This window comes from Paenarthrobacter sp. NPDC092416, from assembly GCF_044755025.1.
Classification (GTDB): domain Bacteria; phylum Actinomycetota; class Actinomycetes; order Actinomycetales; family Micrococcaceae; genus Arthrobacter.
Map to the genome: position 1 here is coordinate 352,185 of NZ_JBIVQG010000003.1, position 26,251 is coordinate 378,435.

Genomic DNA, 26,251 nt, shown 5'->3' on the forward strand with positions numbered 1-26,251 from the left:
GCAATACCCAGTCAGCCGAACAGCACGTAAGCAATCAGAGGACCAGATACATGCAGACCTTCTCAGGCGTAGGCGTTGCTCCGGGGCGCGTCCTGGCACCGGTAAAGCAAATGCCCAAGCCGGTCCAGGAACCGCACGCGAACGTCAACATCCCTGCCGATGTCACGGTTGAATCGCAAGGGCAGCGCATCAAGGATGCGGCCAAGGCCGTTCAGGCGGAGCTGCGGGCCCGCGCGGCTACGGCCAGCGGTGAAGGCAAGGAAGTACTGGAAGCAACGGCTTTGATGGCCGCCGACCCCATGCTGGTGAAGTCGGCCATCAAGCTGTTGTCCCCTGAGGCCACTGGCGGTGCGAGGACTGCTGAACGTGCCATTTGGGAGGCTGGCGGCTCCGTCGCTGAGACGCTCAAGGGCTTGGGCGGATACATGGCCGAGCGAGTGGCGGATGTCCTGGATGTCCGGGCCCGCATTGTCTCTGAACTGCGGGGACTGCCCGCTCCGGGCATCCCTGCTTCCGATGTCCCGTTCATCCTTGCTGCGGAGGATCTGGCCCCGGCGGACACTGCAACGCTGGATCCCTCCAAGGTGCTCGCGCTGATCACTTCCAGCGGTGGCCCGCAGTCGCACACGGCAATCCTGGCCCGTGCGCTCGGCCTGCCCGCCGTCGTCGCCGCCTTGGGCGTTGACCACCTCGAGGACGGCACCGAGGTCTATGTAGATGGCGCCGCGGGCACCATCACAGCCGAGCCCGGCGAGGACCTCCGGCTCGCAGCCAAGGCGTGGGCAACGCAGGCTTCGACGCTGGCAGCGTTCAGCGGCAACAACACCATGGCCGACGGTTTCCGCGTGCCGCTGCTCGCCAATGTGGGCACCGGCGCGGATGCCGTCAAGGCGGCTGACGCCGGCGCTGAGGGCGTGGGCCTGCTTCGCACGGAGTTCTGTTTCCTGGACCGCGACGACGAACCCACGGTGGAGGAGCAGATTTCCGCCTATGGAGCGGTCTTCGCTGCGTTCCCCGGCAAGAAGGTAGTGGTCCGAACGCTCGACGCCGGTGCGGACAAGCCACTGCCGTTCCTCACCAACGCCGACGAACCCAACCCGGCGCTCGGCGTTCGCGGTTACCGCACGGACCTCACCTCCCCCGGTGTCCTGGAGCGGCAACTCGAGGCCATCGCCGCAGCTGAGGCAGCCAATAGCGCTGAGGTCTGGGTCATGGCCCCGATGATTTCGACGGCGGACGAGGCTGCGCGGTTCGCTACCCTTTGCGCCGCTGCCGGACTGAAGACCCCGGGTGTCATGGTGGAGGTTCCCTCGGCCGCCCTGACCGCAGCAACGGTCCTGCGCGAGGTGAGCTTCGCGTCGCTGGGCACCAACGACCTCACCCAGTACGCCATGGCGGCGGACCGCCAACTCGGCCCGCTCGCCACACTGAACGATCCGTGGCAGCCTGCAGTCCTGCAGTTGGTCAAGCTAACGGCCGACGGCGCCACGCACGTCAGCGGCGCAGCTGGCACCGCGAAGCCGGTTGGCGTCTGCGGTGAGGCAGCCGCGGACCCTGCTCTCGCCGTCGTACTCGTTGGCCTGGGTGTTGCGACGTTGTCGATGAGCGCCCGCGCGCTTGCTGCCGTCGCGGCAGTGCTTGCCACTGTAACGGTGGCCCAGGCTCAGCAACTCGCCGCAACCGCCTTGGCGGCGCCGAGCGTGGCGGCGGCACGCGCAGCAGTCCGCGGCGAGCTTCCCATCCTGGACGAGCTCGGCCTCTAGACTTCCCACAAACCCGCCTCACAGCATCGAATCAATCCACAGCAAAAGGGAGCACCCAATGACTGAACGTACCGCCACCATTGCCAGCCGCGTCGGGCTGCACGCCCGCCCCGCAGCGATCTTCGCCGAGGCCGCCGGCGAGCTCGACCTTGAGGTCACGATCGCCCGCGAAGGCGAGCCGGCCGATGACGCCATGGACGCCGCCAGCATCTTGTCGCTCATGAGCCTGGGCGCTTCACATGGCGACGTCGTGGTGCTGCGCGCCGAAGGCGAAGGCGCCGATGAAGCCCTGGACAGCCTCGTGAAGATCCTCGAAACGGACCACGACGCCGAGTAGGTTCACCCGAAACCTGGAGACCGGAAAAGCCTGGCGACACCCACGTCGCCAGGCTTTTCTGTGTCCTCAGCCGGTGAGGAAAGCGGCGATCGAAGGCTCCGTGGGCTTGACGGCTTCCAAATCCCCTGACAGGAATGCCTCAACAACCCGTGGGTCCACATAGGCGGAGCGGGCCACGGCAGGTGTATTACCCAACAATTCCGCAGCTTCCTTGATGGCTTGGACAACTGCCTGGCGCGGAGTCTTGCCCTCACTGGATTGCGCAGGCCCGGATTTCAGGAGGCACAGCGCCGCGGCGGCTGTCCCCTTCCACGTCCTGAAGTCCTTGGAGGAGTAAGCGGCCCCGGCAATGTCATGAAGATAGTCGTTGATCATCGAGGCATCCACAGCCACCCAGACCCCCTCCACCTGGTAGGCCAGCAGGCGCTCTTTGCCGGGTCGCGCGGCAAGGGGTTCCAGGAAGGCCGCGAGCGCGGGATCGTGGATGGACGTGTCCCAGAGGTGGCCGCTCTTGCCGGGGAACTTCAAAAGGACATCGTCCCCGTCCACGCGGGCGTGCCGGCAGCGGAGGGTGGTGAGTCCATAGGATCCGTTCTTCCGCATGTAACTTTCGGAGCCGACGCGGAGGGCTCCGAGGTCCATTAACCGGACCGCGGCAGCCAAGGTTTGTCGACCGGGCATCGACGTGTCCTGCAGGTGCCGTGTCACCGTTCGCCTGACTGCGGGCAGGACAGAGCCGAGCTCAGCGGCGCGTTTGAACTTGACCAGGTCCTGACGTTCCCGCCAGCGCGGATGGTAGATGTACTGGCTGCGTCCGGCATCGTCTACGCCTGTGGCCAGGATGTGCCCATGTTCAATGGGGCTGATCCACACGTCGGTCCATGCAGGCGGAATCGCCAGCGCGTTGATGCGCTGGCGATCCGCTGTGTCTGCCAGGGTCCCGTCTGCGTGGCGATAGCTGAACCCTTTGCCGGAGCGTCGGCGAACTATGCCGGGCTGGGAAAGGTCGCTTCGCCGAAGCCTGGGCACCGTGTCCTGCTTGGCTTTGTCCTTGGCGGGCTGGCTAGGCTTCGTCCGGGTCGGTCACTGCCGCGCCCGCGCCCATGATTTCGGCGTTAATCATCCAAACCAACTGCTCCAAGCGGGCGATGAACTCGTGGAGCAGGTCGGCCGTGGTGGGATCTTCTTCGTCCACTTGGTCGTGGACATCGCGCATGGTCTGGACGGCGCGTTCCACACGCTCTGTGATCAGCTTGACGGCGTTCTTCGTGGAAACGAGGCCGCCCGGGAATTCTTCGAGGCGCGTGCCGGCGGAAATGGTTCCGCTCCGGCCATCCGGCAGTGCGTGCAGTGCCCGCATCCGCTCGGCGGTATCGTCCGCATACTTGCGTGTTGCGGCCACCAATTCGTCCAGCTGGAGGTGGAGGTCCCGGAAATTGGGACCCACGATGTTCCAGTGGGCCTGTTTGCCTTGGAGTTGCAGCTCGATGAGGTCCGTCAGGACGATCTGAAGGTTGTCGGCGAGCTGCTGTGACGCTTTCATGTGTACCTCTCGTGGACTGTCATGGAGCGGAAATCCTTGCTGCCTGTCCTTCCGGCAACAAGCCAATCATCGGGTGACGACTTCAATCACCTTTTCATAAGGTTGCTTAGTAGTACAATGAGGTGTGTCGCTGTTCACAACTGGCGAACTTGGCCGAGGCTCAAGGGCCAGTAAGTGGACGGCAGCGCAGGCACCTGGAAGGCGTGGGAAACGCCCAAAAGGTACCGGCACTACGAAGTAAGCAGGTATGCATAGCGAGGAACCCGAGGATTCCCTTTCGGATTCCCCTTGGAAAGGAATGTGCGGACCATGAACACGCTTCTGATCATTGCTGGTGTAATCGCAATTGTTCTTCTTCTTGTGGGCGGCTTCAACACCGCTTTGAACTGGCTGCTGTGGGTGGGCATCATCCTTCTCGTCGTCGCGGCCATCGGGTGGCTCCTGAGCTTCACCTCGGGGCGTCGCGGACACACGGTATAGCGACACCCCCGCCAGTTGACCCACACCGGCCAGACTGGATGGTCGGGCCGCCCCTAAAGGCGGACACAGAGGACTGCTCCCAGCGACGCGGCAAAGCTGCGCACCGGGGGCAGTCCTCTGGCGCACCTAGTCCCCGTTGCTGCCCAGCGGCTGCCCGCCCGTGGACTGCGCATCTGCTGACTGTTCGACGGCGGGCTGGTCACCTGTTGTTGTTGGCGGCGGCGCTGCGTCCGGATCGCGGGGCGTGGGAAACTCGTCGGGCGCCTCAGGTACTGGGCGAGTATCCGGGTCTTCCGGAGTAGGGCTTCCTTCGGGCGGCTCGCCCGGTCCCGGAGCAGTCCCGGGTGCCGGCCGCTCCGGCGTTTCCCGTTCAGCCCCCGCACCCGGCATCTCTTGCTCGGGAGTGGGGCTGCCGTAACCTCCGGCAACGTCATCCGGGTTGACGCGGTGTTCGTCCTGGCTCATTTCTTCCTCCTTGGAAATCCGTCGAGGCCCCGAAAAACTTCGAGGAATGCTGACAACTCGACCGTAGTCCGGTGTATTGTCAGCGTCCACCAATACCCCGCTGGAGGTGCGCGCATGGCAGAGCCGGAGCAGGTTCCCAGAACAGGCCGGAACGAATCCGCCGAAGAGCGGCTGGACCGCAACTGGATGGAACTCATTCAGGAATTGCGCGTCCTGCAGACCGGCGTGCAGATCCTTGGCGGGTTCCTCCTGACGCTTCCTTTCCAATCGCGCTTTGAAACCTTGGACGACTGGCAGCTCAATTTGTATCTGTTCAACGTGATGGTCGCCGCCCTCACCACGGCGCTGATCCTCATTCCCGTCAGTGTGCACCGCAGGCTGTTCCGCCGGGGGATGAAAGCCGTGCTGGTCGCCAACGGCGATGCCATCACCAAATGGGCACTCGGGGGCGTCGCCCTTCTTATCGTTGGCTCCGCAGCCCTCGTCTACGACGTCACTGCGGGCCGGAACGCCGGGCTGATGGCCGGAGGGGCAATCGTTCTTGTCCTGCTTCTTCTGGTGGTAGGAATGCCATTGTGGCTGCAGCGCAGAGCCACACGGAGGATCCCCATCAAAGACGAGTGAGCCATACAGAATCGTCGGGCCATGCGGCATTCCGGGGCGGTGCTGGTTGGCGCGTCCGTCTACCTCCGGGAGCCTGGTTCACCGGAGTCAAAGCCCGTTGCTGAGCCGCACTACGAGACGGGCGCCTGAGACGTGGGCGCCTTTCTCGTCGTCAAGCGCTTATTTGTGGGAGGCGTGCGCGGCCTCGGCTTCCCTCAAGTGCTGGTCCAGCTTCCGCTGCGCCTCCTCGCGGCGGCGAGCAATCTCGTGCTCTTTGCGGCTCAATGGCGAGCCCATGTACTCCCCCGCATGGATGCTGCCGGCGGGAACCGCTGACGGCCTCCTGCCTTCTGATTCGTTGCCCATATGGAAATGGTCCCACCGCGCCGACCGGGCCGATAGAGGCAGGGCAAAGACCGTGCCAATACCTTGAGCCCGCTCGAGCTACTGGCTAGCGTTAAGGCATGCGTTAAGACGAGGCGCAAGTCCGTTGCATCAACCGAGAGTGGGAGATACGCGCCCGCGATCGTCCCACGCAAGGGAGTGAATCACACCATGCCTGGAAAGAAGAATCCCAGCCTGAAGGACCCGGAACTCTACGAGGAACTGCGCGACGACGGCGCTTCCAAAGAGAAGGCAGCCCGCATTTCGAACGCGGCGGCAAAGCAAGGGCGCAGCGAAGTGGGCCGCAAAGGCGGCAAGTCCGGCGACTACGACGACTGGACCGTGGACAAGCTAAAGTCGCGAGCCAAGGAGCTCGGCATCAAGGGCTACTCCGACAAGAAGAAGTCCGAGCTCATCTCGATGCTTCGGAACCACTAGCAACTAGCCCTGGAGTCGAGGGGCCGGCCTCAGCTTCTTCAACCAGGACTCAGTCTGGGCGATATGTGCAGCCGTAGCGGTAGCGGCCAAGGTTGGGTCCCGGCGGGCTATCGCGTCCACGATTGCGCCATGCCCAGCCGTGCTGCCCTCACGGACTTCTGTCCCCTCGTCGCCGTCGAAGATATGGAAGTGCCCGCCGCGGGAACGGAAGAGGCTGACCAGTGCCGCGAGCGTGGAATTGCCGCTCGCCCGGCAGATTTCCTCGTGGAAGAGTGAATCCAGTTCGGAATACTCGGACGGATTGTCCGTAGCCTCCATGGTTTCCACGAGCGAAGTCAGCTTGGCCAGAACCTCCGGCGTGGCATTCGCCGCGGCCGCAGCTGCAGCATGGGATTCCATCAGCCTGCGGATTTCAAAGAGCTCAAGCAAGCCGTCCAGCGGAAGAAGGTCCACCAAGAGGGCAAAATTCTGCAGGATGACCGTCGGCTCCAGGGAAGAGACATACGTTCCCGAGCCGTGCCGCGACTCCATCACGCCGAGGGCAGACATCGCCCGAACCGCCTCGCGCAGGGAACTCCGCGATACACCAAGCTGGGCTGCCAGCTCGGCTTCCGGCGGGCACTTCTGCCCAGCCGCGAGTTCGCCCGAGGCAATCTTGTTTCTTAGGCCCTGCATGGCCGTTTCGACAGCACCCAATACGTCGTCTCCTTCAGATACCCGTAACACGCTACCGCACGCACACCGCACAAGGATCGATACGTCGCATTGTCATACCTCTGCAGCAAAGACATCGTACCTATATGCCAAATTGAAGATCAAAGAGCGATGTTTTCGGAGAGAATTATCAAAGTCATCTTACAACTATTGGTGATTGTCCGTTGTCTTGTCGGCTGCCTGTGATGTAACTTACAGAGCATTCACTCCTCTCCGATCACCAAGGACATCGTGTTCCCAGTACCACTTACGGCCCCGCATCCCATGTTGACCCCCGAGGGCGAACCCTCAATGGCCGACTGGAGCCTCACGCCGTCCAAGATCCATCTCAACCACGGGTCCTACGGCTCCGTCCCCCGTGCAGCCCAGGCAAAACAGCTCAGCCTCAAGGCGCACATGGACCAGAATCCGTGCCCGTGGTTTATGGGGCAGTTCGAGCTGGTGGCCACGGCAAGGACAGAGATCGCAGAGTTCCTTAACGTCAAGCCTCAGGACACCGCCTTGGTGCACAATGCCAGCGCGGGGGTCAGCACCGTGTACAACTCGCTGAGCTTCGAGCCGGGCGCCGAAATTGTGACCACGAGCCATGCTTATGGGGCGGTGTTGCAGGGCGCAGAGCGCGTTGCCCGCAGGAACCGTGGCCGGGTGAGGATCGCTGATATCCCTCTCGACGCGAATGCCGAGACCGCGTGTGCCCTTGTCATGGGTGAAGTCACCGGCAAGACGGCCCTCATTGTGGTGGACCAGATCACCTCCGCCACGGCCCGGGCCTTCCCGGTCGAGGCGATCGCCCGGGCAGCCTCGGGCCTTGGGGTGCCGGTCCTGGTGGACGCAGCCCACGCACCGGGCGTCCTGGAGTTTCCCGTACCGGATTTCGAGGGGTTTTGGGTAGGAAACCTCCACAAGTTCGCTTGCGCACCGCGGGGAACAGCGGCGCTCGTGGCACGCGGCCCAGCGGCGGCGGCGATGGAACCCCTGATCGATTCCTGGGGCTTCCCTTACGACTTCCCTGAGAATTTCGACCACGTCGGAACGCAGGACGTGACCGCATGGATGGCAGCCCGTACCGCATTCGACACCATCGAGGAACGATACGGCTGGGCAACCTTCCGCAACTACGCCAGTGAGCTGTGCGACTACGGCCAGACCCTGATTGGGGGCGCCTTTGCTGACGCCACGGGTGAGGATCCATCGATCAAGGTCGGCATGCCGGTGGGCCCCCTTCGCCTGGTCCGGCTGCCGAAAGGCCTGGCCACCACGCACGAGGATTCGCACGCCGTCCGCGCCTTCATTTCGGATCGACTGGACATGGAAACGGCCATCACCACGTTCGACGGCGAGGGCTTCCTGCGGCTCTCGGCACACCTCTACAACTCTCCCAAGGATTACGAAACGTTTGCGGAAAGGGCGGTTCCGGAGCTCGTCCGGCTCGCCCGCTCCCGCTAGCCGCCACCGCCGTCACCGCCGCCACCGCCGCCACCGCCGTCACTAAGTTAGCCACCCCAACTCTGCCGCCCCACCGGGGCAGCGATTACCCACGCTCACCAAGTCATTGGAGGATCCACGTGAAATCAAGATTCATGATGTCTGCCGCAGCCGGTCTCGCGGCCGTTCTTGCACTTGCCGGATGTGGCGGCGCCGAACCCGCCAAAGACGGAAAAGTCACGCTGAAGATGGTGGAAAGCCTCACCAATCCGACACGCACGGACACTTTGAAGAAGCTCCTTTCCGGCTTCGAGCAAGCGAACCCGAACATCAAGGTTGACCTGATCTCTCCGCCAACCGACCAGGCGGACCAGAAGATCCAGCAGATGCTCCAGTCCGGCAAGGGAATCGACGTCGTCGAGGCTCGTGACATCACCGTAGGATCGTTCGGTGCCAACGAGTGGCTGTACGACATGTCCGCCGACCTCAAAGGGTGGGACGGCTGGGACAACCTGACGGACAACGCCGTCACGTACTCGAAGCAGAACGGCAAGACCTACTACATTCCTTACGGCTTCTACGGCCTTTCGCTGTTCTACCGTTCCGACGTCGTCAAAGAGGCCGGATTCTCTGGTCCGCCTGCCAGCTGGTCCGAGATGCTGGAGCAGGCGTCGGCCATCAACAAGCCTGCAGAGAACAAGTTCGGCTACGCATTCCGAGGGGGCACCAACGCCAACTCCAACGCAGTCGCCATCATCGAGGCTTACGTTGCTGACGAGATCGACAAGGAAAACGCCTTCAAGCTGACCAGCGGCAAGACGATCTTCTCCTCCCCCAAAGCGCAGGAGGCCATGGATCTCTACATTGATCTCTTCAAGAAGGGTTCGCCCCCGTCCTCGGTCGCCTGGGGATACCCGGAAATGGTGCAGGGCTTCAGCAATGGGTCTACGTCGTTCCTGCTCCAGGACCCTGAGGTCATCGCTACCGTGCGGGAGTCCAAGTCCATCAAGGAAGACCAGTGGAACGTGGCTCCACTGTTGGTAGGACCGAGCGGGAAAGCCATTCAACCCGTGGCATCCGCCGGATGGGGAATTGCTGCCGCTTCCACCGCCAAGCCTGAGGCCCTGAAGCTCATCAAATACCTCGCCCAGGGCGACGCGGCAACCACTTTCAGCAAGGAGAACAGCTTGGTGCCGACCCTGAAGTCCGCCGCGCAGGACAGTTTCTACAGCACCGGACCTTGGGCGGCCTACGTCAAGATGACGGAAAATCCCGAGACCTATGTCTCCGCCGTCCAGCCGCGAAGCGTGTCCTGGTGGAGCGAGTGGATCAAGAAGTCCGACGGCGAACTCCAGCGCGTGCTGACCGGGAAGATGTCCACCAGTGAGATGTTGTCCAGCTGGGACACGTACTGGTCCCAAAAGTGGGCGGGCTAGGTTCCAGTGAGCCTCGACACCAAACTCCTTCCGAAGAAGGCCAATGCCGGGTCCGTGGCCGGCATTGGCAATCGGTCCAAGAAGCGCTTCAATCCCCGGACAGCCTTCACACTGCTCATCTTCCTTGCCCCGGCGGCGGTGTTCGTCGGCATCTTCACCTACTACCCGATGATCGCCGGCAGCCAGATGGCGTTCCGCAATTGGAACCTGAACGATCTTTCCGACACCTCGTGGGTTGGGCTCGGCAACTTCGTCAGCCTGCTGGAAACACCTGAATTCCAGGGCATTGTCCGGAACACGGTGGTGTGGGTGGTTGGGTCTTTGGTGCCACAGGTGATCATAGGCTTTGCTGTGGCGCTGTTCCTGAAGCGAAAGTTCAGGATGCGCGGTGCTTACCAGGCCATGATCTTCTTCCCCTGGGCAGTGTCCGGGTTCCTGATCGGCATGCTCTTCCGGTGGATGTTCAACGCAGAATTTGGCGTCGTCAACGACTTGCTGATGAAGGCCGGGATCATCAGCTCGCCCATCCCGTGGCTCTCGGATCCCGGTTTCGCGATGACCGCGATCATCATCGCCAACATCTGGTACGGCGTCACATTCTTCGCCATCATGATCCTCGCCGCACTGCAGTCCGTCTCCGACGAAATGTACGAGGCCGCAGCTCTGGACGGAGCCGGGAAAGTACGCACGTTCTTCAACATCACGTTGCCAAGCATCGCCACCACCTTGGCCTTGACCATCTTGCTGAGGGTGATCTGGATCTTCAATTTCCCGGACATCATCTTCGCCATGACAGGCGGCGGTCCGGCCGACCAGACGCACATCATCACCACCTACATGATCAAAATTACCCAGGAGGGCGACTACGGCAAGGCTTCGGCACTTGGACTGATTGTCGTCCTCACGCTTGCCCTCTTCGCCGTCTTCTACCTCATGGCTGTCCGTCCTCGAAAGGAAGCACGATGATCAATCAGCAGAGCTTCATAGGGCGCGTGGGCAAGTTCGTCTTCCTGGGAGCCTGCCTCGTCGCCACGGTTTTCCCGCTGTACTGGATCATCCTGACGTCGTTGAAGGAACCCGGCGCTATTTACTCATTGCCGCTGGACTACTGGCCCCGGCAACTCTCCTTCGAAAACTACATCGGGCTCTTCACCAAGTCGGATTTCGGCCAGTACATGCTCAACAGCTTGGTGGTTGCCCTGGTGGCTTCGTCAGTGGCTACGCTGATCTCATTGCTCTCGGCGTATGTCCTGGCCCGGTTCCACTTCTCAGGTCGGGGCGCGGTGCTGGGGGCCTTCTTGATCACTCAGATGATCCCTGGCTTCATTGCCCTGGGACCGCTGTATCTGATGATGACCAATCTGGGCCTTGTGGATTCGAAGACCGGGCTGATCCTTATCTACATTGCGATCTGCATCCCGTTTTGCACCATCATGCTCCGGGGCTTCTTCGAGAACGTTCCTGACGCTTTGGAAGAAGCTGCCATGATCGACGGTTGTTCGCGGCTGGGAGCGTTGTTCAGGGTCCTGGTTCCCGTCATGCTGCCGGGTGTCGCCGCGAGTTTCGTCTTCAACTTTGTTAACTGTTGGAATGAACTCTTCTTGTCGGTGACCTTGATGAACAGCGACAGCAACAAGACCATCCCGACGGCGCTGGCCGGGTTCATCTCGAGCTTCAACATCGACTGGGGGTCAATGTCCGCTGCCGCAGTCCTCACCGTGGTGCCAACGCTGGCCATCTTCGCCTTTGCGAGCAAGTTCATTGTCCAGGGACTGACGGCGGGCTCCGTCAAAGGCTAGTTCCTGCGTGTCCGGAACCGTCGGGTGTCGCAAGGCGCCCGACGGCGGGTCACGCCTTTTTCTTGGCCCGCGTCTTGGGCTTGCCGGCAGCTTTGCCGGCGGCAGCCTCGCCGTCGTCCGCTGCTTCCTTGCCGCGCTTCTTGTCCAAGCTCCGCTTGAGCGCCTCCATGAGGTCGATGACCTCGCCGCCTTCCGCCTCGCCTTCCTTGGCCCCGAAGGTGGCCTCGGTGTCCAGTGCCTCGCCCTTCTCCAGTTTGGCCTCGATCAACGTCCGGAGCTGCACCTGGTAGTCGTCGGTGTACTCCTCGGGATTGAAGTCGTGCGCCATGGAATCAACCAAGGCCGAGGACATTTCGAGTTCCTTGTCCGAGATCTTGATGTCCGTCTCGAGGGAGGGGAAATTGGCTTCCCGGACCTCATCGCCCCACAAAAGAGCCTGCAATAGCAGCACGTCGCCGCGGACCCGCAGCGCACCGAGCCGCGTTTTCTGGCGCAGGGCATACTGCACGATCGCGATCCGGTCCGTGTCCTCCAAGGTCTGCCGGAGCAGCATGTAGGCCTTGGGCGACTTGGAATCCGGCTCCAGGAAATAGCTGCGCTCGTACATGATCGGGTCCAACTGCTCGGCAGGGATGAACTCCACCACCTCAATCTCGCGGCTGTTCTCCTCCGGCAAAGACTTCAAATCGGCCGCGGAAAGGACCACGGTGCGGCCTTCCTCTTCATAGGCCTTGTCGATATCCTCATAAGCCACAACATCGCCGCAGATTTCGCATTTTCGTTGATACCGGATGCGGCCGCCGTCTTTGTTGTGGACCTGGTGAAGGCCAATATCGTGGTCCTCCGTGGCACTGTAGAGCTTGACGGGTACGTTGACCAGCCCGAACGCGATAGAACCCTTCCATATGGCCCTCATGCAACAAGTGAACAGCACAAGGCGGCGGAGGTGAAGAGGTGGCAGGCAAGCAGCAAGAACGCGTCAACGTCGAGGGCCACGAGCTGAACCTCACCAACCTTGGCAAAATCATCTATCCCGAGACCGGAACCACCAAAGCTGAAGTCCTTGAGTACTACGCCGCCGTCGCCCCTTTCCTGATCCCTGCCGCCGCCAACCGACCCGCAACCCGGAAGCGTTGGGTCAACGGCGTGGGCACCGCCGAACACCCGGGGCAGATGTTCTTCCAGAAGAACCTGGAGGACTCTGTGCCGCGATGGATACCGCGCGTGACCATCCAGCACCGGGAACACACCAACACCTATCCGCTGGTCAACAACCTGGCCACGCTGATGTGGATGGCCCAAATCGCGTCCTTGGAAATCCACGTCCCCCAGTGGCAGGTGGACGCGGCGGGGAATATGCTGCCGCCGGACCGATTTGTGCTGGATCTGGACCCCGGCCCCGGTGCAGGACTGCCGGAGTGCGTGGAAGTGGCCAAGCTGGCACGGTCCATCCTGCAGGACATGGGGATGGATCCGGTCCCCGTGACCAGCGGCAGCAAAGGCATCCACCTCTACGCAGGGCTGGACGGCACGCTGACATGGGAGCAGGTATCCGCGTTCGCCCACGAATTGGCCCGCTCGCTGGAATCGGACCACCCCGATTTGGTGGTCAGCGACATGAAGAAAACGCTCCGCCACGGCAAAGTCCTGGTGGACTGGAGCCAGAACAGCGGCAACAAAACCACCATCGTGCCGTACTCCCTGCGGGGCAAGGCCCACCCCACCGTGGCGGCGCCCCGAACGTGGCGCGAACTCGCCTCCGCCACCCTGGATCACCTGGATTTCACCGCCGTCATGAAGCGTGTCAAGTCCGGCAAGGACTACTTTGCGGTGATCTCGGGACGGCATGCGCCCCCGCACCGCCCGGACGCTGAGGATGACGACGGCGGGCCGGCAGCCGGGTCGGGTGCAGCCCGCGAGCGGGTGGTGACGGTGGAAGGCCGTCTCGCGAAGTATGTCGGGATGCGCGATCCGGACAAGACCCCGGAGCCGTTCCCGGCGTCGTCGTCCTCTTCACGGTCCAGTTCCGATCAACCCGAACCTGGCGCGCCCAAGCCGCCCGGCGGGATCTTTGTCATCCAAGAGCACCACGCCCGGCGTTACCACATGGACTTCCGGCTGGAACATGAGGGCGTGCTCGCATCCTGGGCCCTCCCGCGCGGCGTCCCTGAGACTCCCGACCGCAACAACCTCGCCGTCCAGACCGAGGACCACCCCATGAGCTATGCGGAGTTCGCGGGCGTGATTCCCAAGGGCGAGTACGGTGCCGGCACCATGAGCATCTGGGATAGCGGCGAATTTACGTGCGAGAAATGGCGCGATGGCAAGGAAGTGATCGTGACGCTCACCGGGCAGCCGGGCGGAGGACTTCACGGCACCAAGCGGTTCGCGCTCATCAACACCGGCGACCGGTGGCTGATCCACTTGATGAAAGAACAACCCGGGGGTCGGGTGCATGCGTCGAAGGCAGCGCCTGCCGCCCGTCCTGCGAAGGCCGTTGCCAATGCGCCTGCTGCTCCCCAGCCCGTCCCCGACTACACGCCCATGCTTGCGACGGCCGGCACTACTGCGGACATCAGCGGCGGCGACTGGCTCTTCGAACTGAAGTGGGACGGCATCCGGGCGCTCGTCACGGGCACCGACAGCGCCATCCGCCTCACGAGCCGCAATGGAAACGATCTCACGGCCGCATATCCGGAGCTCACTGACCGGTCATGCTGGCCTCTCGGAAACTTCGTCGCCGACGGTGAAATCGTAGCTCTCGGCAAGGGTTCCCGGCCCGACTTTGGTCGGCTCCAGCTGCGGATGAACCTGGTGAAGCCGGGCGACATCGAGCGCGCGCGGATATCGGTGCCCGTGCGGCTGATGTTGTTCGACCTCTTGTACGACGCCGGAGCGGACCTCAGCGGGTTGCCGTTCCACGAGCGTCGCGAACGGCTTTCCGCGTTTGTGGAGCGGCTGCACGGCGACTGCCCGCTGCATGTTTCCGAAGTGCTGGCGCACGACATCGAAGACCTCATGAGCAGCGCTGCAGAGCTTGGCCTCGAAGGGATCATGGCGAAGAAGGCCGATGGCAGGTACGCGATCGGCCGCCGCAGCCGGTCCTGGATCAAGCTCAAGCTGGAGCAAAGCCAAGAGGTGGTGGTGGGCGGCTGGCGGCCGGGTGCCGGCGCACGGAACGGGACCGTAGGGTCGTTGTTGCTGGGGATACCCGAGGGCCCTAAGCTGCGATACGTCGGCCGGGTGGGTACCGGGTTCACGGACTGGCAGCTGCGGGACATCCTGGAGAAGGTGGAGTCCCGGAGCACCGGTGTCTCACCGTTCGTGGACATTCCGCGCGAGGATGCGGCGACCGCCCATTGGGTGGATCCCGAGCTCGTGGCCGAGGTGACTTTTGGCGATTGGACGGGCAGCGGACGCTTGCGGCACCCGGTGTGGCGTGGCTGGCGGCCGGACAAATCCCCCAAAGACGTGAGCCAGCCCAACTAGGTCGCAATTGTGCGCGTTTTGAGCGCTCAAAACGCGCTTAACTGCGACCTAGTTGGGCTGGCTACGTGGGCTGGCTACTTGAGGTGAGGGGCGGTTGATGTCGGCTAGGAGGAGTGCGGCATCTGGGGGCGGCTGGTCCGGTGGACTGCCGTCACCGCTGCGTTCTGGCCCACCCGGCCGTGGCCAAGATCTCGCTCCTTCGGGTGCCGGCGTTTACCGTTCCCATCCGGCCACTCCTGGCCCTTGTCCATGCTCATCGCCACGGCAATGGTTGCGGGCTCGGGCATCGGAGCCATGTCCATGGACTCCACCAAGTGGCTGGCGACCTCGGGGTTGATGTTCTCTGCTGCATGATTCGCAGTCATGGTTCTTCCTTCCTGCACTGAAACGAAGGGACTTTCAATACTAGGTCCGCAGAAGACTGTTGTCTCCAAGATTTTTCCGGATCCAGGATTTAGCTGTATCCAAGGTTTACCAGCGGACTTTCTTCTCGGTCTTGGCGCGCTTGCCACTGGCGGACGTGGGCTTGTGGCCCTTGCCGGTGCTTTGCCAGCCAGCCGGAGCGCCGCCGCCGGACTTGCTGGCAAGCATGGCTTTTTGGGCGTCCGTCAGCTTGGACTTGATGCCACCGGAGGCAGTGGTTTCCGGGGTTTGGTTGTCGGAAGGATTGGCAGTCATGTGTGGACTCCTTGAAGGTGTGAAGTCCTGAAGAGACACGAAACCCATGGCGTTACGGTTCGAAAAAATGGCGTCGACAACGGGAACGGCATGGAGGCAGAGCCTCAACAGGCGTGGATTTTTGTCTGGTGAAACGCGGCGGCTTGCTCAATGAACAACGCAGGCCGGTCTACTCAAAAATCAGTGTTCCCATGCCTCCTACCCTAGCCAAGATGTCGCGGATTTGTGAACCCCTCGGTTAGCATGGCATTTCCACGCTGATCGACTACCGGCCGGCAAGGCGCAACAAGGAGGTGAGACCCATTACCGCAACAGCAGTCCGGGTGCTCCCTTCAACCAATCCACCACGAGCCTGACTCAGTGGCCCGGAGAGCACCCCTCGGTTTCCCGAAAGGCTCTCCCATGTTTACAACGCTTCACACTGACATCGTCACCAATCTCCGCGCTGCCGGCTGCGTTTTCGCCGAAGAAGAAGCGCAACTCCTCATCGATGCTGCCCACCACGACGAACACTTGGACCGCATGGTGGACCAGAGAATCAGCGGCCTGCCCCTTGAACACGTCCTTGGCTGGGTGGAATTTTGCGGCCGGCGCATGGTGGTGGAGCCCGGCGTTTTCGTGCCGCGGCGTCGCACGGAGTTCCTGGTACGGCAGGCGGCCGCAGTCGCCAAGCCGGGTGCCGTCGTCGTTGATCTTTGCTGTGGTTCGGGTGCGATAGGCGCTGCCATCAGCGATCTCACCCACAACGCCGAGCTGTACGCCGCCGATATCGACCCCGCGGCAGTCGATTGCGCGCGGCACAATGTGGAACCCCGCGGCGGCCACGCCTTTGCGGGCGACCTCTACGCCGCACTCCCCCAGAGTCTCCGCGGGCAAGTGGACCTGCTGGTGGCCAACGCTCCGTATGTACCCACCGGCTCGATTCGCATGATGCCGTCCGAGGCCCGGCTGTACGAACCGATGATGGCGCTCGACGGCGGCACTGACGGTTTGGATGTCCAGCGTCGGGTTGCGCAACACGCGGCTGAGTGGCTCGCGCCGGGCGGTTTTCTCCTGATTGAAACCTCGGAATCCCAGGCATCCGAAACGGCCGGGATCATGGCGCAGCACGGACTGCTGCCCACGGTGGCCACGGACGAAGAGCTGGACGCCACCGTGGTCCTCGGATCCAACCCACTGGATCCGAGGAAATCATCAGCTTTTGGCCCGGAATCGGCCACATTACATGGGCTCAGCTAAACAATTTGGTAACAACGTGCCCTGACGGGTCAACTTCCGCTTGATGACGGGGCAAGAGCGGGCAAATAGATGTAAGACATCTAGGCAAATTGCACCCTAAATGGGCCCAAAAATCCGATCTCAACTCGGGTTTTCGCGCCAAACCCCGTAAAATTGAACACCTGCCCAGAGCGGGGCAGCAGAAGTCGCAAGCAAATGACCTCCCTAGGAGAAGCCCAAATGCCCATAGACCAAAGCAAGATCGTCTCTCCGGATGGCGCAAGGAACGCCATCGGAAACACGGAAGCAGCCCACACCCCGGCTGCTTCCACCACTGTTAAGAACGCTAAGAAAACGAAGCTCCGCACGAAGCGCCGGTTGAAGGAATCCGACGTGAACGTTGTGGACCAGCCGATGCTGAAGAAAGCACTCGGCGGCACGATCGTCGGCAACACCATGGAATGGTACGACGTCGGCGTGTTCGGCTACCTCATCACCACCATGGGCCCCGTCTTCCTTCCGGAAGCGGACAAATCCGTCCAAACACTCTTCCTTCTCGGCACCTTCGCCGCAACCTTTATCGCCCGCCCGCTTGGCGGCGTCGTGTTTGGTTGGCTCGGCGACAAGGTGGGCCGCCAGAAGGTGCTCGCAGCAACACTGATGCTGATGGCGGCAAGTACGTTCGCCGTCGGACTTTTGCCCGGCTACGCGCAGATCGGCATCTGGGCCGCCGCGTTGCTGGTCATCCTGAAGCTCGTCCAGGGCTTCTCCACCGGTGGCGAGTACGCCGGTGCCACCACGTTCGTCAGCGAATACGCCCCGGACAAGCGCCGCGGCTACTTCGCGAGCTTCCTGGACATGGGCAGCTACATTGGCTTCGCCCTGGGTGCTGCGCTGGTGTCCCTCCTGCAGCTCACGCTGGGACAGTCTGCCATGGAGGAATGGGGCTGGAGGCTTCCGTTCCTGATCGCTGGGCCGCTGGGCCTCATCGCCGTGTACTTCCGTAACAAGATCGAGGAATCCCCGCAGTTCCAGGCAACCCTGGATGCACAGGAAGCCATTGCCAAGGACGCGGCAGCACAGGATGCTGACGTCGCCAAGGGCCCGGTTGGCATCATCAAGGCCTACTGGCGCCAGATTGTGCTGGCCATGATCCTCGCCGCCGCAGCCAATACTGTTGGTTACGCACTGACCTCCTACATGCCGACGTACCTCACGGATTCCAAGGGCTACGACCCCGTCCATGGCACACTGCTGACCATCCCGGTCCTGGTTGTCATGGCCGTATGTATCCCGCTCACCGGCAAGCTGTCCGACCGCATTGGCCGCCGCCCGGTGCTGTGGATCGGCGCAGGCAGCACTATTGTCTTCGCTGTCCCGGCCTTCCTGCTGATCGGCATCGGCGAGATCTGGTCCACGTTGGCCGGCCTTGCGCTGATCGCGTTCCCCGTGACGTTCTACGTTGCCAATCTGGCCTCGGCCCTGCCGGCGCTGTTCCCAACCTCCAGCCGCTACGGCGGAATGGGTATTGCGTACAACTTCTCTGTAGCGATCTTCGGCGGTACCACGCCGTTCATCGTGCAGGGGCTCATTGCAGGCACGGGCGACGACATGATGCCGGCGTACTACCTGATGGCCACGTCCATCGTTGGTGCGATTGCGATCTACTTCCTGCGCGAATCCGCTCAGCGTCCGTTGCCGGGTTCCATGCCCAGCGTGGACACCCAGGCGGAAGCACGCGAACTCGTTGCAACGCAGGACACCAACCCGCTCATCAACCTGGACGAGATGCCGTTCGACGGCCAGCCCCTCGATGACGACGTGTTCGGTCGCCGCGAAAAGGACTTGGCTCCGGCCTAGGAACTCTTCGCCTGCAACTTCTGCGCAGCAGTACGGCTAGTTCGCGGCCACCAGCCGCCAACCGTGGCCACCAACCCAAGGCGCTCTCCTTGGGTTGGTGGCTACGGCCGTTTAAGCGCTCGACGACGGAACGCGGCTACGCCTGCAGCAAACCCTTGACTGCCTCACCGATGATCCGGGCACCTTCCGGAAATGCGCCCGGGTTGGGACCGGCATAGTTGAGCCTGATGTACGGGCCCTCGGGTTCGGCCGGGAACCACTCCGTGCCTGCAGCAATGAGCACCCCGGCTGCTTCACAGTCCTTGGTGAGTTGATCGACGTCGAACCCGTCCGGCAACCGCAACCACAAGTTCAAGCCTCCCTTGGGCAGGTGGCTGAGGTGCGCCTGCGGAACGTGCTCACGCAGGCTGGTGACCAACAGGTCGCGTCGCGACTGCAGCTGGTGACCGAGTCCGCGGAGGTGCGTTTGCCACCCGGGCTGTGTGACGACGTCGAGCGCGGCGGCCTGGAGCAGGCCGCTGACGTACATCGACTCCGCCGCCTGGGCCCCCATGATCCGTTCCCGCGCGGGCCCGCGGGCAATGATCGCCGCGACGCGGATGGAGGGCGAAACGCTTTTGGTCAGCGAGCGGATGTAGACCACGTGGCCGGAATCGTCCTTGGCGGCGATCGGGACGGACGGTGCGGTAATGCCAAAGTCGTGCGCCCAGTCGTCCTCCACAAGGAAGGCACCGTGCCGCTGGACGATCCGCAGTACTTCCTCGCCCCGCCCGGCCGACCATTGCGCGCCCGTGGGGTTGGCGAAGTTGGGCTGGGCGTAGAACAGCCGCGCCCCCGATTCTTCAAAGGCCCTGTCCAGCTCGTCCGGGTCGGGGCCTTCGGGACCGCTCGGTACCGGAATCACCCGAACGCCGGCCTGCCCTGCGGCGAGCAGCGCTCCCCAGTAGCTGGGCGATTCGACCAGCAGCGGCTGCCCGTGCCCCACCAGCCCCCGGAAAATCGAGCTGAGTCCGCTCTGGCTCCCAGGGAGAATGACGACGTCGCTCGGCTGGGGCGGCGTGACGCCCACCGGCGTTGAGGTGCTGAGCTCGTGCGCGAACCAGGATTGCAGTTCGGGAAGTCCTTGCGCTGGTGGCCGGGAGAGGGCTGCATCGCCCCTGGCCGCCCGGGTCAGCGCGGCGCGGACGAGCCTTTCCGGCAGCAGCTCGCGGGCCGGATAGCCGGAATGGAAAGCGATGACGTCATTGGAAGCACTGCGCATGGCAGCGGAGTTCAGGGGCCTTGCGGTCTGGGCAGCGCGCAAGGCGGCGGTCTGCCAGCCGTAGTCGGAGGGACGGGCCGTCCGGTATGCGCGGACGAATGTTCCGACTCCGGGGCGGCTCTCAATCAGGCCCTGGGCCGTCAGGGTCCGCAGTGCCTTCTGCACTGTTACCGGGCTGGCCTGGTATTCGGCCACGAGGTGCCGCGTTGACGGCAGCTTGGCTCCCGGGGCTGCCCCTGCGATCCATTCCTTTACTCGCGAGGCGATCCGAGAACTGCTATCGTAATTCATGAGTCACAATAGTAGCGCTACTACGCTTTCACGGCCAGTGATATCCACCAGGACGTCAACCGGTATCTGGTGGGGCCTTCTGGGAGTCTTCGCTTTCTCGTTCACCGTGCCACTCACCAGGGTGGCCGTGGAAGGCCTCTCTCCCCTGTTCATCGGCGCCGGCCGGGCCGTAGTTGCAGCCATCCTTGCGGCCCTGGCGCTTTCCCTGACGAAGCAGCGCTTTCCGCAGGGAATTCAGTGGCTTCGGCTGGTTGTGGTGGCCGGCGGCATCGTTGCGGGCTTCCCCCTCCTGACCACCTTCGCACTGACCAGCACCTCTGCAAGTCACGGCGCTGTGGTCATCGCGCTACTGCCAGCGGCCACAGCCACAGTAGCGGTGATCCGCGGGCGGGAACGTCCACGGCGCCTGTTCTGGGTCCTGACGGCAGTAGGCGTGATCGCAGCGCTGGCTTTCGCACTGCTCCAGTCCGGTGGTTTCGGCTCCCTGCATTGGGCGGACCTGCTGCTGATCGGGGCCGTGGTTGCCGCAGCCATCGGCTACGCCGAAGGTGGTCTGCTGGCCCGGGAACTCGGTCCGTGGCAGACCATCTCCTGGGCACTGGTAGTGGCCTCACCCGTCATGATCCTGCTGACAGTCCTGTCTCTGGACTTCAGGGTTACATCCGCAACGCCGGTTCACTGGATGTCCTTCGCCTACCTGGGTGTTGTGAGCATGTTCCTTGGCTTCTTCGCCTGGTATCACGGCCTGGCCATCGGTCCCATGGCCCAAGTCAGCCAGATCCAACTGGTTCAGCCCGTCATGACCATCGCTTGGGCCGCGCTCTTGCTCGGGGAATCAATGACGTGGACCACCGCGGTGGGCGGTCTCGCCGTGATTCTCTGCGCAGGTGCAGCCGTCCGCGTCAGGCTCAACCCGCCGTCGAACCCATAAAGCCGCCACGTCCGAAAGGAAGAATCCATGTACACCCCCGCGCATTTTGCTGCTTCCCCGGAGGCCCTAAAGTCCCTTTTGGCGGGGGCCGGCGCCGCCAATCTCGTCACCATGACCCCGCAAGGTCTGCTCGCCACTCTGCTGCCGTTCGTCCATGACGCCTCCGTTGGCGAACACGGCGCCCTGCACGCGCACATGGCCCGCAACAATCCACAGTGGTCCACGCCGGTCAGTGGTGAAGCCCTGATGATCGTGCAGGGATCGGATGCCTACATTTCGCCGTCCTGGTACGCGTCGAAAGCCGAACACGGCCGCGTGGTGCCCACATGGAACTACTCCACGGCCCATGTGTACGGGCATCTCGTGGTTCATGAGGATCCCCAGTGGCTTGGCAGGCACGTCCGGCAATTGTCCAACGTTCATGAGTCCGGCATGCCTCGCCCGTGGACCGTGGACGAAGCACCCGAAGGGTTCATTGCCGGGCAGCTACGGGCGATTGTCGGCGTCGAACTCCGTATTACCAGGGTGGAGGCCAAGACCAAACTCAGCCAGAACCGTACACCGGCGGATGTTGACGGTGTCATTGCCGGGCTCCGTGCAATGGGCGATTCGGCGAGCGCGGACGATGTGGAGCGGGCCCGGACCTCGTAGACTCGGCGCATGCGTGACGTTCCGGTGGGGTCGATCCACCATCTTGAGATCTGGGTGCCGCATCTTGACCGAGCCCGGGAGGAATGGGGTTGGCTGCTGGACGGGCTGGGGTACCGGCCCTTCCAGGAGTGGGCCACAGGGTGCAGTTGGAAACTCGGCGGCACGTACATCGTGGTGGAGCAGTCATCGGCGGGCACCGGGAGCACACACCGCCGGACCGAGCCCGGGCTCAACCACGTGGCCTTCCATGCCGGCACCCGCGAAAACGTGGACCGTTTACGGGAGCTCGGCGCCGACGCGGGCTGGTACGCGATGTTCGAGTCGACGTACCCCCACGCAGGCGGACCGGATCACTACGCCGCGTATCTGGTGAACACGGACGGCTACGAGGTGGAGCTGGTGGCGGAGTAGTTACTGGGGCGGGACCACGGGACGATGCATCGCTACCCTGGGCCAGCGGGTCAGCCCCAGCTCGGCCTCGTGCTGCATGAGCCTGGACAACTCCGGTCCCCAGCTGGCGGCGTCGAGCTCTTTGAAACCGAGACGACGGTAGTACGGCGCGTTCCACGGCACATCCCGGAACGTGCTCAGGGTTTGCTGCTGCATGCCATGGCCTCTTGCCCACACCCGGGCGGCATGGAGCAGCTCGCGACCCAATCCCTGGTGCGCTTGTTCCGGGTGGACGCTGACCTGCTCCACGTGGACGTTGCCGTCAACCACATCCGCCAACAAGTAGGCCACGGGGAAGTCGAGTCCGTCCACGAACACCCATGCACGCGCACCGGCCAAGTAGGCACTCAGCTCATCCACCGTGAAGGGCTCGTCGTCCGCAATCCGGTCCATGCCCAGTGCCCGAAAGGCTTCTCCGGCTGCCCGCTCGATGTCCTGCAAACGCGGCAGGTCATCACCGCGCGCAAGCCTGATCACGGCCTGTCCAGCGCCGGAGGGTTTTGTCCGACGAGGAACCCGTTGCGGGTCTCGATCAGGTTCTGCAGGTAGCGGGCGAGGATCAGCTTTTCCATGAGGCGGCCCACTGGTCCGAAGGGGGCGGCGAACTCCACAGTGTCCACCATCAGCGTTCCGCTGCCGTCGGGCCTGAACTCGTGCGTGTGGCGGAGGTACTTGAACGGCCCGCGGACCTGCTCGTCAGTGAACGACGCCGGTGCCTCCATCCGCGTAATGCGACTGGTCATGCGGAACCGGACTCCGAGGTGCCAAGCCTGCCAGGTGACGTGCTCACCTTCCGAAATCAGGCCGGTGGTAACGCCGCCGATCGCTTTTTCCCTGCTCTTGGTCATCGACCCCACATGGGCGTCGATGTTTCGGGACAGATCGAACAGCTGCTGAGGAGGCATGGCAGCGCGGGTGCGGCACACGAAAGCTACGGGCATACCTCGATCTTCCCAGACCTTTCAGCGGTCCGCGCGCCCAAGCTCACTACGGGTTGTGACCGGGCTTATGGCGGGACCGGCGGCCATCCTGATAATTTTCGAATCAGACAGTTCGACCGCAAGCCCTGAATGATTGGTGGTGTTTCCGTGCCCGCAATCATGGCGCATGCCCGGGAACTTCACAGGCTCGGGCCGCCGAACAACGACCGTCTCTCGGCAGTCCGCGTGGCCCTCAGTGTCGCAGTTCCGGGATTGGTGCTGATCCTCATCGGTCGCCCGGACCTCATGATGTACGCCGTCTTCGGCGCCCTGACCGGTATGTACGGACGCACCGAAACCCATCAGCTCAGGCTCAAGCACCAAGCACAAGCCGCCTTGATCCTGGTCGGCGGACTCACCATTGGGGTGTTCCTCTCCGTCAACCACGTTGGTTCCTGGGGCCTGGTTTTGGTGGCTACCCTGTTCGCAGGAGCGGGTTCCCTCTACGCGGATGCCGTGCGCCTCAAACCGATCGGACCGTTCTTCGGCATCCTGGCGTTGGGCGCCTGCGCTTCAGTGCCCACGGATGTTTCCTTTGCGACGGCGGTACTCATCGGTGCTGCGTCGGCCGCCTTTTCGATTCTGGTCGGCTTCACCGGCTGGCTCCGGCACCGCGCCTGGGTGGCTGGCGCTGCCCGCGACGTTCCGGTCCTCCGCGGCCCACTTCGCCAAGCCGCCCTCGTCCATGCCGCCCGCTACTCCCTGGCAGTGGGCACGGCCGGTCTTATTGGGATGCTGAGCGGTATCGGCCACCCGCATTGGGCCATGGCGGCCGCCGCAGTGCCGCTGGCAGGTGCAGACCTCCCCAGCCGCGTGCACCGCGGTATCCACCGCATCGTGGGGACGTTCCTCGGATTGGCGGTGGTGGCCGTCGTGCTTTTCCCCAGCCCGTTGTCGCCGCTGCAGTACTTCCCCGGCCATACCGCTGTTGCCCTCGCCGTCCTTGTGATCCTGTTCCAGTTCCCCACCGAGCTGTTCATGGCGCGGCATTACGGCTGGGCGATGGTGTTCTTCACTCCCGTGATCCTGCTGATCGCGCAGCTTGCCGCGCCGCTGGATCCAGGCGTGCTGGTGCTGGAGCGGGGGGTTGAGACGTTCGTGGGCGCAGTGGTCGGAATCGCGGTGGCTGTGCTGATCCGTGCTCCAGGCGCTGCCGGTCCCGAGGTTTCAAGCGGTACAGTGCCGGATACTACGGTACCAGCGGTCGGCGAGGCGGGCCCGACGTAAGTTTCGCCGGCAAGATACGGGCAAAAAAGCTAACCACCTTGTACCGACGCGTCGGGATGGACACGGCTTTGCCGCGGATGTTGTCTGCCAGCCCTTCACGGACCACGCGTTCGGCGGTGAGCCACAGGAAGCGCGGAGCCACTGATTTGTCCATGCCCATGCGGTCGTGGAATTCGGTGTGCGTGAAGCCCGGGCACACGGCCGTGATCTGGACTCCGGAGGCCGCGTAGGCCAGGTTGGCCCAGCGGCTGAACGTTACCTGCCACGCCTTTGCCGCAGAGTAGGTGCCTCTGTTGGCGAACGCAGCGACGCTGGCCACGTTGATGATCCGCCCCTTGCCGCGAGCCAGCATGACTTCCAGAGCAGCGTGGCACAGTTCCATGGGCGTTTGGACGTGAAGCCTCAGGTGTCGCACTTCTTCGGCCAGTTCGTTTTTCTCGAAGGCCTTGAGCAGTCCGATTCCCGCGTTGTTGACCAGGACATCCACCGGCCGGGCGGCGTCCCGCAACCGGTCCTCCACAGCTGAAACGCCGACGTCGGTCGTCAGGTCAGCTGGCAGGACCTCCACCGAGATACTGAAGTCGCGTTCAAGCACCTCTGCTTTGGCTTTCAGGCGCTCCTCGTCGCGGGCCACCAAGACAAGGTGGTGACCCGACTCGGCCAGTTGGCGGGCGAATTCCGCGCCGAGCCCAGCCGTGGCACCGGTGACAAGGGCAGTCAGTTCGTTGGCTCGAGTGGTCATGCGCCAAGACTATGCGCTGAACGCCTGGGGCGCTGCTCCTCAGCGGGTTCCCTTCGCGGCTTCGTGGCGAAAATCGCGAGGAAGGTCGCAGCCGTGATCGCGAGAGCCCACCACGGAAAGCCGGGATCTGTTGTAGTGCTGGGAAGGACCTTTTGTGCTTCGGGACCGGGTGCGGTGGTACGTTCGCCACGCACAAGGAGGCGATGGCTGTTGACGCCCTTGGGTGTGCAGGTGATGAGCGTGATGTAGTCCTTGCCCTCGACTTTGCGGAGGGCGTCAGTTTGGTCGGGCAGAACGGTAAGGGTTTGGTCGACTTTGTAGTACAGCGTTTCGTCAAGAACTGTGACCGTGAAGGTGTCGCCCGTCTTGACTTGGTCCAGGTTGTCGAAGAGTGTGGCGTTGACGAAGCCGGAATGAGCGCTCAGGACACTATGGGTGCTTTTGCCGCCAACGGGCAGTGCGGAACCGAACAGGTGCCCTGCGCCTTTGGAGAGTGTTTCTTCGTCGGTTCCGTGGAAGATCGGCAAGTCCGCGTGGATGGATGGGATGCTGATGCGTCCCATCATGCCGCCAGGCCCTACGGACAACATGTTCTTGTACGCGTCCGAGCCGGCGCCGATCGTGGTTTGCTCCCCCGCCTCGTTGAGGGAGTAGGGGTCGCGAAGGGGTCCTGAGGGCAGTTCGTCGTTGAACGTGCGGGCCTGGTCCAACAGGGCCTTCTTCGCTGATGGGTTGAGGGTTTCGACCGAGTCAACGTAGCCGCTGATCTCCGTGGCGTGCACCCGGTCCGAGAACCAGGCCGCGGCGGTGGGGTAAAGGAGGATTCCGACGCCGATGACAGCAACCAGGACGATCAGGAACCGCTGCTTGGTCCATGGTCCTGTCAGGTGCCTGAGTCCACGGCGCGTACGGTTTGGGGACTGGGTCATCTGGGTTCCTGTGGTGGGAGTAAGGGTACGTGGGGTGGACCGAAAGTGGGGAAGAGCGCGTTGTTGGCGTTCTTCCCCACTTCGGGTTCGTTCATTCCCGGGTGCCGCGGTGGCGGCTATCCGGTGTTGTGGCTGGTTGTTGTTGGTTGTGGTTAGT

General features: G+C 63.1%; 30 protein-coding genes. 17 read left to right on the top strand and 13 right to left on the bottom strand.

All coding sequences use genetic code 11. From position 1 onward, the window contains the following. The first annotated feature begins 50 nt into the window (after positions 1 to 50). The gene (gene ptsP, locus ACIQC5_RS09430; protein ID WP_400280794.1) at positions 51 to 1,763 is read left to right on the top strand and encodes a phosphoenolpyruvate--protein phosphotransferase; all 1,713 of its coding nucleotides are present in this window, start codon (positions 51 to 53) and stop codon (positions 1,761 to 1,763) included. A 58-nt stretch (positions 1,764 to 1,821) separates the two neighbouring features. Then, positions 1,822 to 2,100 (top strand): HPr family phosphocarrier protein, encoded by a 279-nt coding sequence (locus tag ACIQC5_RS09435; RefSeq protein ID WP_400280796.1) that lies wholly within the window; start codon positions 1,822 to 1,824, stop codon positions 2,098 to 2,100. Positions 2,101 to 2,166: 66 nt separating this feature from the next. On the opposite strand, the gene ACIQC5_RS09440 is transcribed toward ACIQC5_RS09435, so the two are convergent. Together ACIQC5_RS09440 and ACIQC5_RS09445 are read right to left on the bottom strand one after the other, a co-directional pair. Then, the gene (locus ACIQC5_RS09440; protein WP_400280798.1) at positions 2,167 to 3,129 is read right to left on the bottom strand and encodes a DNA topoisomerase IB; all 963 of its coding nucleotides are present in this window, start codon (positions 3,127 to 3,129) and stop codon (positions 2,167 to 2,169) included. A 34-nt stretch (positions 3,130 to 3,163) separates the two neighbouring features. Then, positions 3,164 to 3,643 carry a Dps family protein gene (locus ACIQC5_RS09445; RefSeq protein ID WP_400280800.1) on the bottom strand — a complete coding sequence of 160 codons (480 nt, stop codon included), beginning with the start codon at positions 3,641 to 3,643 and terminating at the stop codon, positions 3,164 to 3,166. 309 nt (positions 3,644 to 3,952) lie between these two features. Here ACIQC5_RS09445 and ACIQC5_RS09450 point away from each other — a divergent pair, with 309 nt between their 5' ends. After that, a complete protein-coding gene (locus ACIQC5_RS09450; RefSeq protein ID WP_400280802.1) occupies positions 3,953 to 4,123 on the top strand; it encodes a hypothetical protein in 171 nt (56 codons plus the stop codon). Between the two features lie 126 nt (positions 4,124 to 4,249). On the opposite strand, the gene ACIQC5_RS09455 is transcribed toward ACIQC5_RS09450, so the two are convergent. Then, positions 4,250 to 4,588, bottom strand: coding sequence for a hypothetical protein (locus ACIQC5_RS09455; protein WP_400280804.1), 339 nt, complete (start codon positions 4,586 to 4,588; stop codon positions 4,250 to 4,252). Between the two features lie 114 nt (positions 4,589 to 4,702). Here ACIQC5_RS09455 and ACIQC5_RS09460 point away from each other — a divergent pair, with 114 nt between their 5' ends. Both ACIQC5_RS09460 and ACIQC5_RS09465 read left to right on the top strand, forming a co-directional pair. Next, a complete protein-coding gene (locus ACIQC5_RS09460) occupies positions 4,703 to 5,212 on the top strand; it encodes a DUF6328 family protein (RefSeq protein WP_400280806.1) in 510 nt (169 codons plus the stop codon). A 3-nt stretch (positions 5,213 to 5,215) separates the two neighbouring features. Continuing rightward, entirely contained in the window at positions 5,216 to 5,341 is a 126-nt protein-coding gene (locus tag ACIQC5_RS09465; protein WP_400280920.1) for a DUF6766 family protein, read from the top strand. Positions 5,342 to 5,371: 30 nt separating this feature from the next. Here ACIQC5_RS09465 and ACIQC5_RS09470 read toward each other — a convergent pair whose 3' ends face one another. After that, on the bottom strand, positions 5,372 to 5,557 hold the full coding sequence (locus ACIQC5_RS09470) for a hypothetical protein (RefSeq protein WP_400280809.1): 186 nt from the start codon (positions 5,555 to 5,557) through the stop codon (positions 5,372 to 5,374). A gap of 189 nt (positions 5,558 to 5,746) precedes the next feature. Between ACIQC5_RS09470 and ACIQC5_RS09475 the strand changes: the two genes are divergently transcribed. Then, positions 5,747 to 6,013, top strand: coding sequence for a Rho termination factor N-terminal domain-containing protein (locus ACIQC5_RS09475; RefSeq protein ID WP_400280812.1), 267 nt, complete (start codon positions 5,747 to 5,749; stop codon positions 6,011 to 6,013). 3 nt (positions 6,014 to 6,016) lie between these two features. Here the strand turns inward: ACIQC5_RS09475 and ACIQC5_RS09480 are convergent, their stop codons facing one another. After that, positions 6,017 to 6,709, bottom strand: coding sequence for a FadR/GntR family transcriptional regulator (locus ACIQC5_RS09480; protein WP_400280814.1), 693 nt, complete (start codon positions 6,707 to 6,709; stop codon positions 6,017 to 6,019). Between the two features lie 309 nt (positions 6,710 to 7,018). Between ACIQC5_RS09480 and ACIQC5_RS09485 the strand changes: the two genes are divergently transcribed. The 4 genes from ACIQC5_RS09485 (at position 7,019) to ACIQC5_RS09500 (ending at position 11,387) form a co-directional block, all read left to right on the top strand. Beyond that, positions 7,019 to 8,173 (top strand): aminotransferase class V-fold PLP-dependent enzyme, encoded by a 1,155-nt coding sequence (locus ACIQC5_RS09485; protein ID WP_400280817.1) that lies wholly within the window; start codon positions 7,019 to 7,021, stop codon positions 8,171 to 8,173. A gap of 119 nt (positions 8,174 to 8,292) precedes the next feature. Beyond that, on the top strand, positions 8,293 to 9,588 hold the full coding sequence (locus ACIQC5_RS09490) for an ABC transporter substrate-binding protein (protein WP_400280819.1): 1,296 nt from the start codon (positions 8,293 to 8,295) through the stop codon (positions 9,586 to 9,588). 6 nt (positions 9,589 to 9,594) lie between these two features. After that, on the top strand, positions 9,595 to 10,554 hold the full coding sequence (locus ACIQC5_RS09495; RefSeq protein ID WP_400280822.1) for a carbohydrate ABC transporter permease: 960 nt from the start codon (positions 9,595 to 9,597) through the stop codon (positions 10,552 to 10,554). Then, positions 10,551 to 11,387: a carbohydrate ABC transporter permease gene (locus ACIQC5_RS09500; RefSeq protein ID WP_400280825.1), complete on the top strand. Its 837-nt coding sequence runs from the start codon at positions 10,551 to 10,553 to the stop codon at positions 11,385 to 11,387. Before ACIQC5_RS09495 ends, ACIQC5_RS09500 begins: the two co-directional genes overlap by 4 nt. 49 nt (positions 11,388 to 11,436) lie before the next feature. On the opposite strand, the gene ACIQC5_RS09505 is transcribed toward ACIQC5_RS09500, so the two are convergent. Further along, positions 11,437 to 12,303 (bottom strand): Ku protein, encoded by an 867-nt coding sequence (locus ACIQC5_RS09505; RefSeq protein WP_400280828.1) that lies wholly within the window; start codon positions 12,301 to 12,303, stop codon positions 11,437 to 11,439. Between the two features lie 38 nt (positions 12,304 to 12,341). Between ACIQC5_RS09505 and ACIQC5_RS09510 the strand changes: the two genes are divergently transcribed. Further along, the gene (locus ACIQC5_RS09510) at positions 12,342 to 14,876 is read left to right on the top strand and encodes an ATP-dependent DNA ligase (RefSeq protein ID WP_400280830.1); all 2,535 of its coding nucleotides are present in this window, start codon (positions 12,342 to 12,344) and stop codon (positions 14,874 to 14,876) included. A 104-nt stretch (positions 14,877 to 14,980) separates the two neighbouring features. Here the strand turns inward: ACIQC5_RS09510 and ACIQC5_RS09515 are convergent, their stop codons facing one another. Then, positions 14,981 to 15,241 carry a hypothetical protein gene (locus ACIQC5_RS09515; RefSeq protein ID WP_400280833.1) on the bottom strand — a complete coding sequence of 87 codons (261 nt, stop codon included), beginning with the start codon at positions 15,239 to 15,241 and terminating at the stop codon, positions 14,981 to 14,983. A gap of 106 nt (positions 15,242 to 15,347) precedes the next feature. Then, positions 15,348 to 15,554, bottom strand: a complete 207-nt coding sequence (locus ACIQC5_RS09520) for a hypothetical protein (protein ID WP_400280836.1) — start codon at positions 15,552 to 15,554, stop codon at positions 15,348 to 15,350. Positions 15,555 to 15,956: 402 nt separating this feature from the next. On the opposite strand from ACIQC5_RS09520, the gene ACIQC5_RS09525 reads away from it, so the two are divergent. Further along, a complete protein-coding gene (locus tag ACIQC5_RS09525; RefSeq protein WP_400280839.1) occupies positions 15,957 to 16,793 on the top strand; it encodes a putative protein N(5)-glutamine methyltransferase in 837 nt (278 codons plus the stop codon). A gap of 219 nt (positions 16,794 to 17,012) precedes the next feature. After that, positions 17,013 to 18,632, top strand: coding sequence for an MFS transporter (locus ACIQC5_RS09530; protein WP_400280842.1), 1,620 nt, complete (start codon positions 17,013 to 17,015; stop codon positions 18,630 to 18,632). Positions 18,633 to 18,768: 136 nt separating this feature from the next. On the opposite strand, the gene ACIQC5_RS09535 is transcribed toward ACIQC5_RS09530, so the two are convergent. Next, entirely contained in the window at positions 18,769 to 20,184 is a 1,416-nt protein-coding gene (locus tag ACIQC5_RS09535; protein WP_400280845.1) for a PLP-dependent aminotransferase family protein, read from the bottom strand. Between ACIQC5_RS09535 and ACIQC5_RS09540 the strand changes: the two genes are divergently transcribed. From ACIQC5_RS09540 to ACIQC5_RS09550, 3 genes are read left to right on the top strand one after another with little or no spacing between them, the layout of a single operon-like run. Then, the gene (locus tag ACIQC5_RS09540; RefSeq protein WP_400280848.1) at positions 20,183 to 21,115 is read left to right on the top strand and encodes a DMT family transporter; all 933 of its coding nucleotides are present in this window, start codon (positions 20,183 to 20,185) and stop codon (positions 21,113 to 21,115) included. The two genes, ACIQC5_RS09535 and ACIQC5_RS09540, sit on opposite strands and share 2 nt — an antisense overlap. 27 nt (positions 21,116 to 21,142) lie before the next feature. Continuing rightward, positions 21,143 to 21,766: an FMN-binding negative transcriptional regulator gene (locus ACIQC5_RS09545; protein WP_400280851.1), complete on the top strand. Its 624-nt coding sequence runs from the start codon at positions 21,143 to 21,145 to the stop codon at positions 21,764 to 21,766. Positions 21,767 to 21,775: 9 nt separating this feature from the next. Continuing rightward, positions 21,776 to 22,177, top strand: coding sequence for a VOC family protein (locus tag ACIQC5_RS09550; protein WP_400280854.1), 402 nt, complete (start codon positions 21,776 to 21,778; stop codon positions 22,175 to 22,177). On the opposite strand, the gene ACIQC5_RS09555 is transcribed toward ACIQC5_RS09550, so the two are convergent. Then, complete coding sequence (locus tag ACIQC5_RS09555; protein ID WP_400280856.1) at positions 22,178 to 22,693, bottom strand: GNAT family N-acetyltransferase; 516 nt, start codon at positions 22,691 to 22,693, stop codon at positions 22,178 to 22,180. After that, positions 22,690 to 23,157 (bottom strand): SRPBCC family protein, encoded by a 468-nt coding sequence (locus tag ACIQC5_RS09560; protein WP_400280859.1) that lies wholly within the window; start codon positions 23,155 to 23,157, stop codon positions 22,690 to 22,692. Before ACIQC5_RS09560 ends, ACIQC5_RS09555 begins: the two co-directional genes overlap by 4 nt. A 147-nt stretch (positions 23,158 to 23,304) precedes the next feature. On the opposite strand from ACIQC5_RS09560, the gene ACIQC5_RS09565 reads away from it, so the two are divergent. After that, positions 23,305 to 24,423, top strand: a complete 1,119-nt coding sequence (locus ACIQC5_RS09565) for an FUSC family protein (RefSeq protein ID WP_400280862.1) — start codon at positions 23,305 to 23,307, stop codon at positions 24,421 to 24,423. Here ACIQC5_RS09565 and ACIQC5_RS09570 read toward each other — a convergent pair. Together ACIQC5_RS09570 and ACIQC5_RS09575 are read right to left on the bottom strand one after the other, a co-directional pair. Continuing rightward, positions 24,386 to 25,165, bottom strand: a complete 780-nt coding sequence (locus tag ACIQC5_RS09570; protein ID WP_400280865.1) for an SDR family NAD(P)-dependent oxidoreductase — start codon at positions 25,163 to 25,165, stop codon at positions 24,386 to 24,388. The two genes, ACIQC5_RS09565 and ACIQC5_RS09570, sit on opposite strands and share 38 nt — an antisense overlap. Continuing rightward, complete coding sequence (locus ACIQC5_RS09575; RefSeq protein ID WP_400280868.1) at positions 25,162 to 26,094, bottom strand: class C sortase; 933 nt, start codon at positions 26,092 to 26,094, stop codon at positions 25,162 to 25,164. The genes ACIQC5_RS09570 and ACIQC5_RS09575 overlap by 4 nt, the downstream gene beginning before the upstream one ends. Between the last annotated feature and the right edge of the window lie 157 nt (positions 26,095 to 26,251).

What these genes read in the sequence shown, in the direction of transcription:
- ACIQC5_RS09560 (WP_400280859.1), bottom strand. Translation starts at nt 23,157, where the DNA reads ATGCCCGTAGCTTTCGTGTGCCGCACCCGCGCTGCCATGCCTCCTCAG.
- ACIQC5_RS09575 (WP_400280868.1), bottom strand. Translation starts at nt 26,094, where the DNA reads ATGACCCAGTCCCCAAACCGTACGCGCCGTGGACTCAGGCACCTGACA.
- ACIQC5_RS09505 (WP_400280828.1), bottom strand. Translation starts at nt 12,303, where the DNA reads ATGAGGGCCATATGGAAGGGTTCTATCGCGTTCGGGCTGGTCAACGTA.
- ACIQC5_RS09545 (WP_400280851.1), top strand. Translation starts at nt 21,143, where the DNA reads ATGTACACCCCCGCGCATTTTGCTGCTTCCCCGGAGGCCCTAAAGTCC.
- ACIQC5_RS09530 (WP_400280842.1), top strand. Translation starts at nt 17,013, where the DNA reads ATGCCCATAGACCAAAGCAAGATCGTCTCTCCGGATGGCGCAAGGAAC.
- ACIQC5_RS09475 (WP_400280812.1), top strand. Translation starts at nt 5,747, where the DNA reads ATGCCTGGAAAGAAGAATCCCAGCCTGAAGGACCCGGAACTCTACGAG.
- ACIQC5_RS09540 (WP_400280848.1), top strand. Translation starts at nt 20,183, where the DNA reads ATGAGTCACAATAGTAGCGCTACTACGCTTTCACGGCCAGTGATATCC.
- ACIQC5_RS09455 (WP_400280804.1), bottom strand. Translation starts at nt 4,588, where the DNA reads ATGAGCCAGGACGAACACCGCGTCAACCCGGATGACGTTGCCGGAGGT.
- ACIQC5_RS09525 (WP_400280839.1), top strand. Translation starts at nt 15,957, where the DNA reads ATGTTTACAACGCTTCACACTGACATCGTCACCAATCTCCGCGCTGCC.
- ACIQC5_RS09535 (WP_400280845.1), bottom strand. Translation starts at nt 20,184, where the DNA reads ATGAATTACGATAGCAGTTCTCGGATCGCCTCGCGAGTAAAGGAATGG.
- ACIQC5_RS09520 (WP_400280836.1), bottom strand. Translation starts at nt 15,554, where the DNA reads ATGACTGCCAATCCTTCCGACAACCAAACCCCGGAAACCACTGCCTCC.
- ACIQC5_RS09485 (WP_400280817.1), top strand. Translation starts at nt 7,019, where the DNA reads ATGGCCGACTGGAGCCTCACGCCGTCCAAGATCCATCTCAACCACGGG.
- ACIQC5_RS09470 (WP_400280809.1), bottom strand. Translation starts at nt 5,557, where the DNA reads ATGGGCAACGAATCAGAAGGCAGGAGGCCGTCAGCGGTTCCCGCCGGC.
- ACIQC5_RS09550 (WP_400280854.1), top strand. Translation starts at nt 21,776, where the DNA reads ATGCGTGACGTTCCGGTGGGGTCGATCCACCATCTTGAGATCTGGGTG.
- ACIQC5_RS09450 (WP_400280802.1), top strand. Translation starts at nt 3,953, where the DNA reads ATGAACACGCTTCTGATCATTGCTGGTGTAATCGCAATTGTTCTTCTT.
- ACIQC5_RS09445 (WP_400280800.1), bottom strand. Translation starts at nt 3,643, where the DNA reads ATGAAAGCGTCACAGCAGCTCGCCGACAACCTTCAGATCGTCCTGACG.
- ACIQC5_RS09460 (WP_400280806.1), top strand. Translation starts at nt 4,703, where the DNA reads ATGGCAGAGCCGGAGCAGGTTCCCAGAACAGGCCGGAACGAATCCGCC.
- ACIQC5_RS09500 (WP_400280825.1), top strand. Translation starts at nt 10,551, where the DNA reads ATGATCAATCAGCAGAGCTTCATAGGGCGCGTGGGCAAGTTCGTCTTC.
- ACIQC5_RS09515 (WP_400280833.1), bottom strand. Translation starts at nt 15,241, where the DNA reads ATGACTGCGAATCATGCAGCAGAGAACATCAACCCCGAGGTCGCCAGC.
- ptsP (WP_400280794.1), top strand. Translation starts at nt 51, where the DNA reads ATGCAGACCTTCTCAGGCGTAGGCGTTGCTCCGGGGCGCGTCCTGGCA.
- ACIQC5_RS09570 (WP_400280865.1), bottom strand. Translation starts at nt 25,165, where the DNA reads ATGACCACTCGAGCCAACGAACTGACTGCCCTTGTCACCGGTGCCACG.
- ACIQC5_RS09435 (WP_400280796.1), top strand. Translation starts at nt 1,822, where the DNA reads ATGACTGAACGTACCGCCACCATTGCCAGCCGCGTCGGGCTGCACGCC.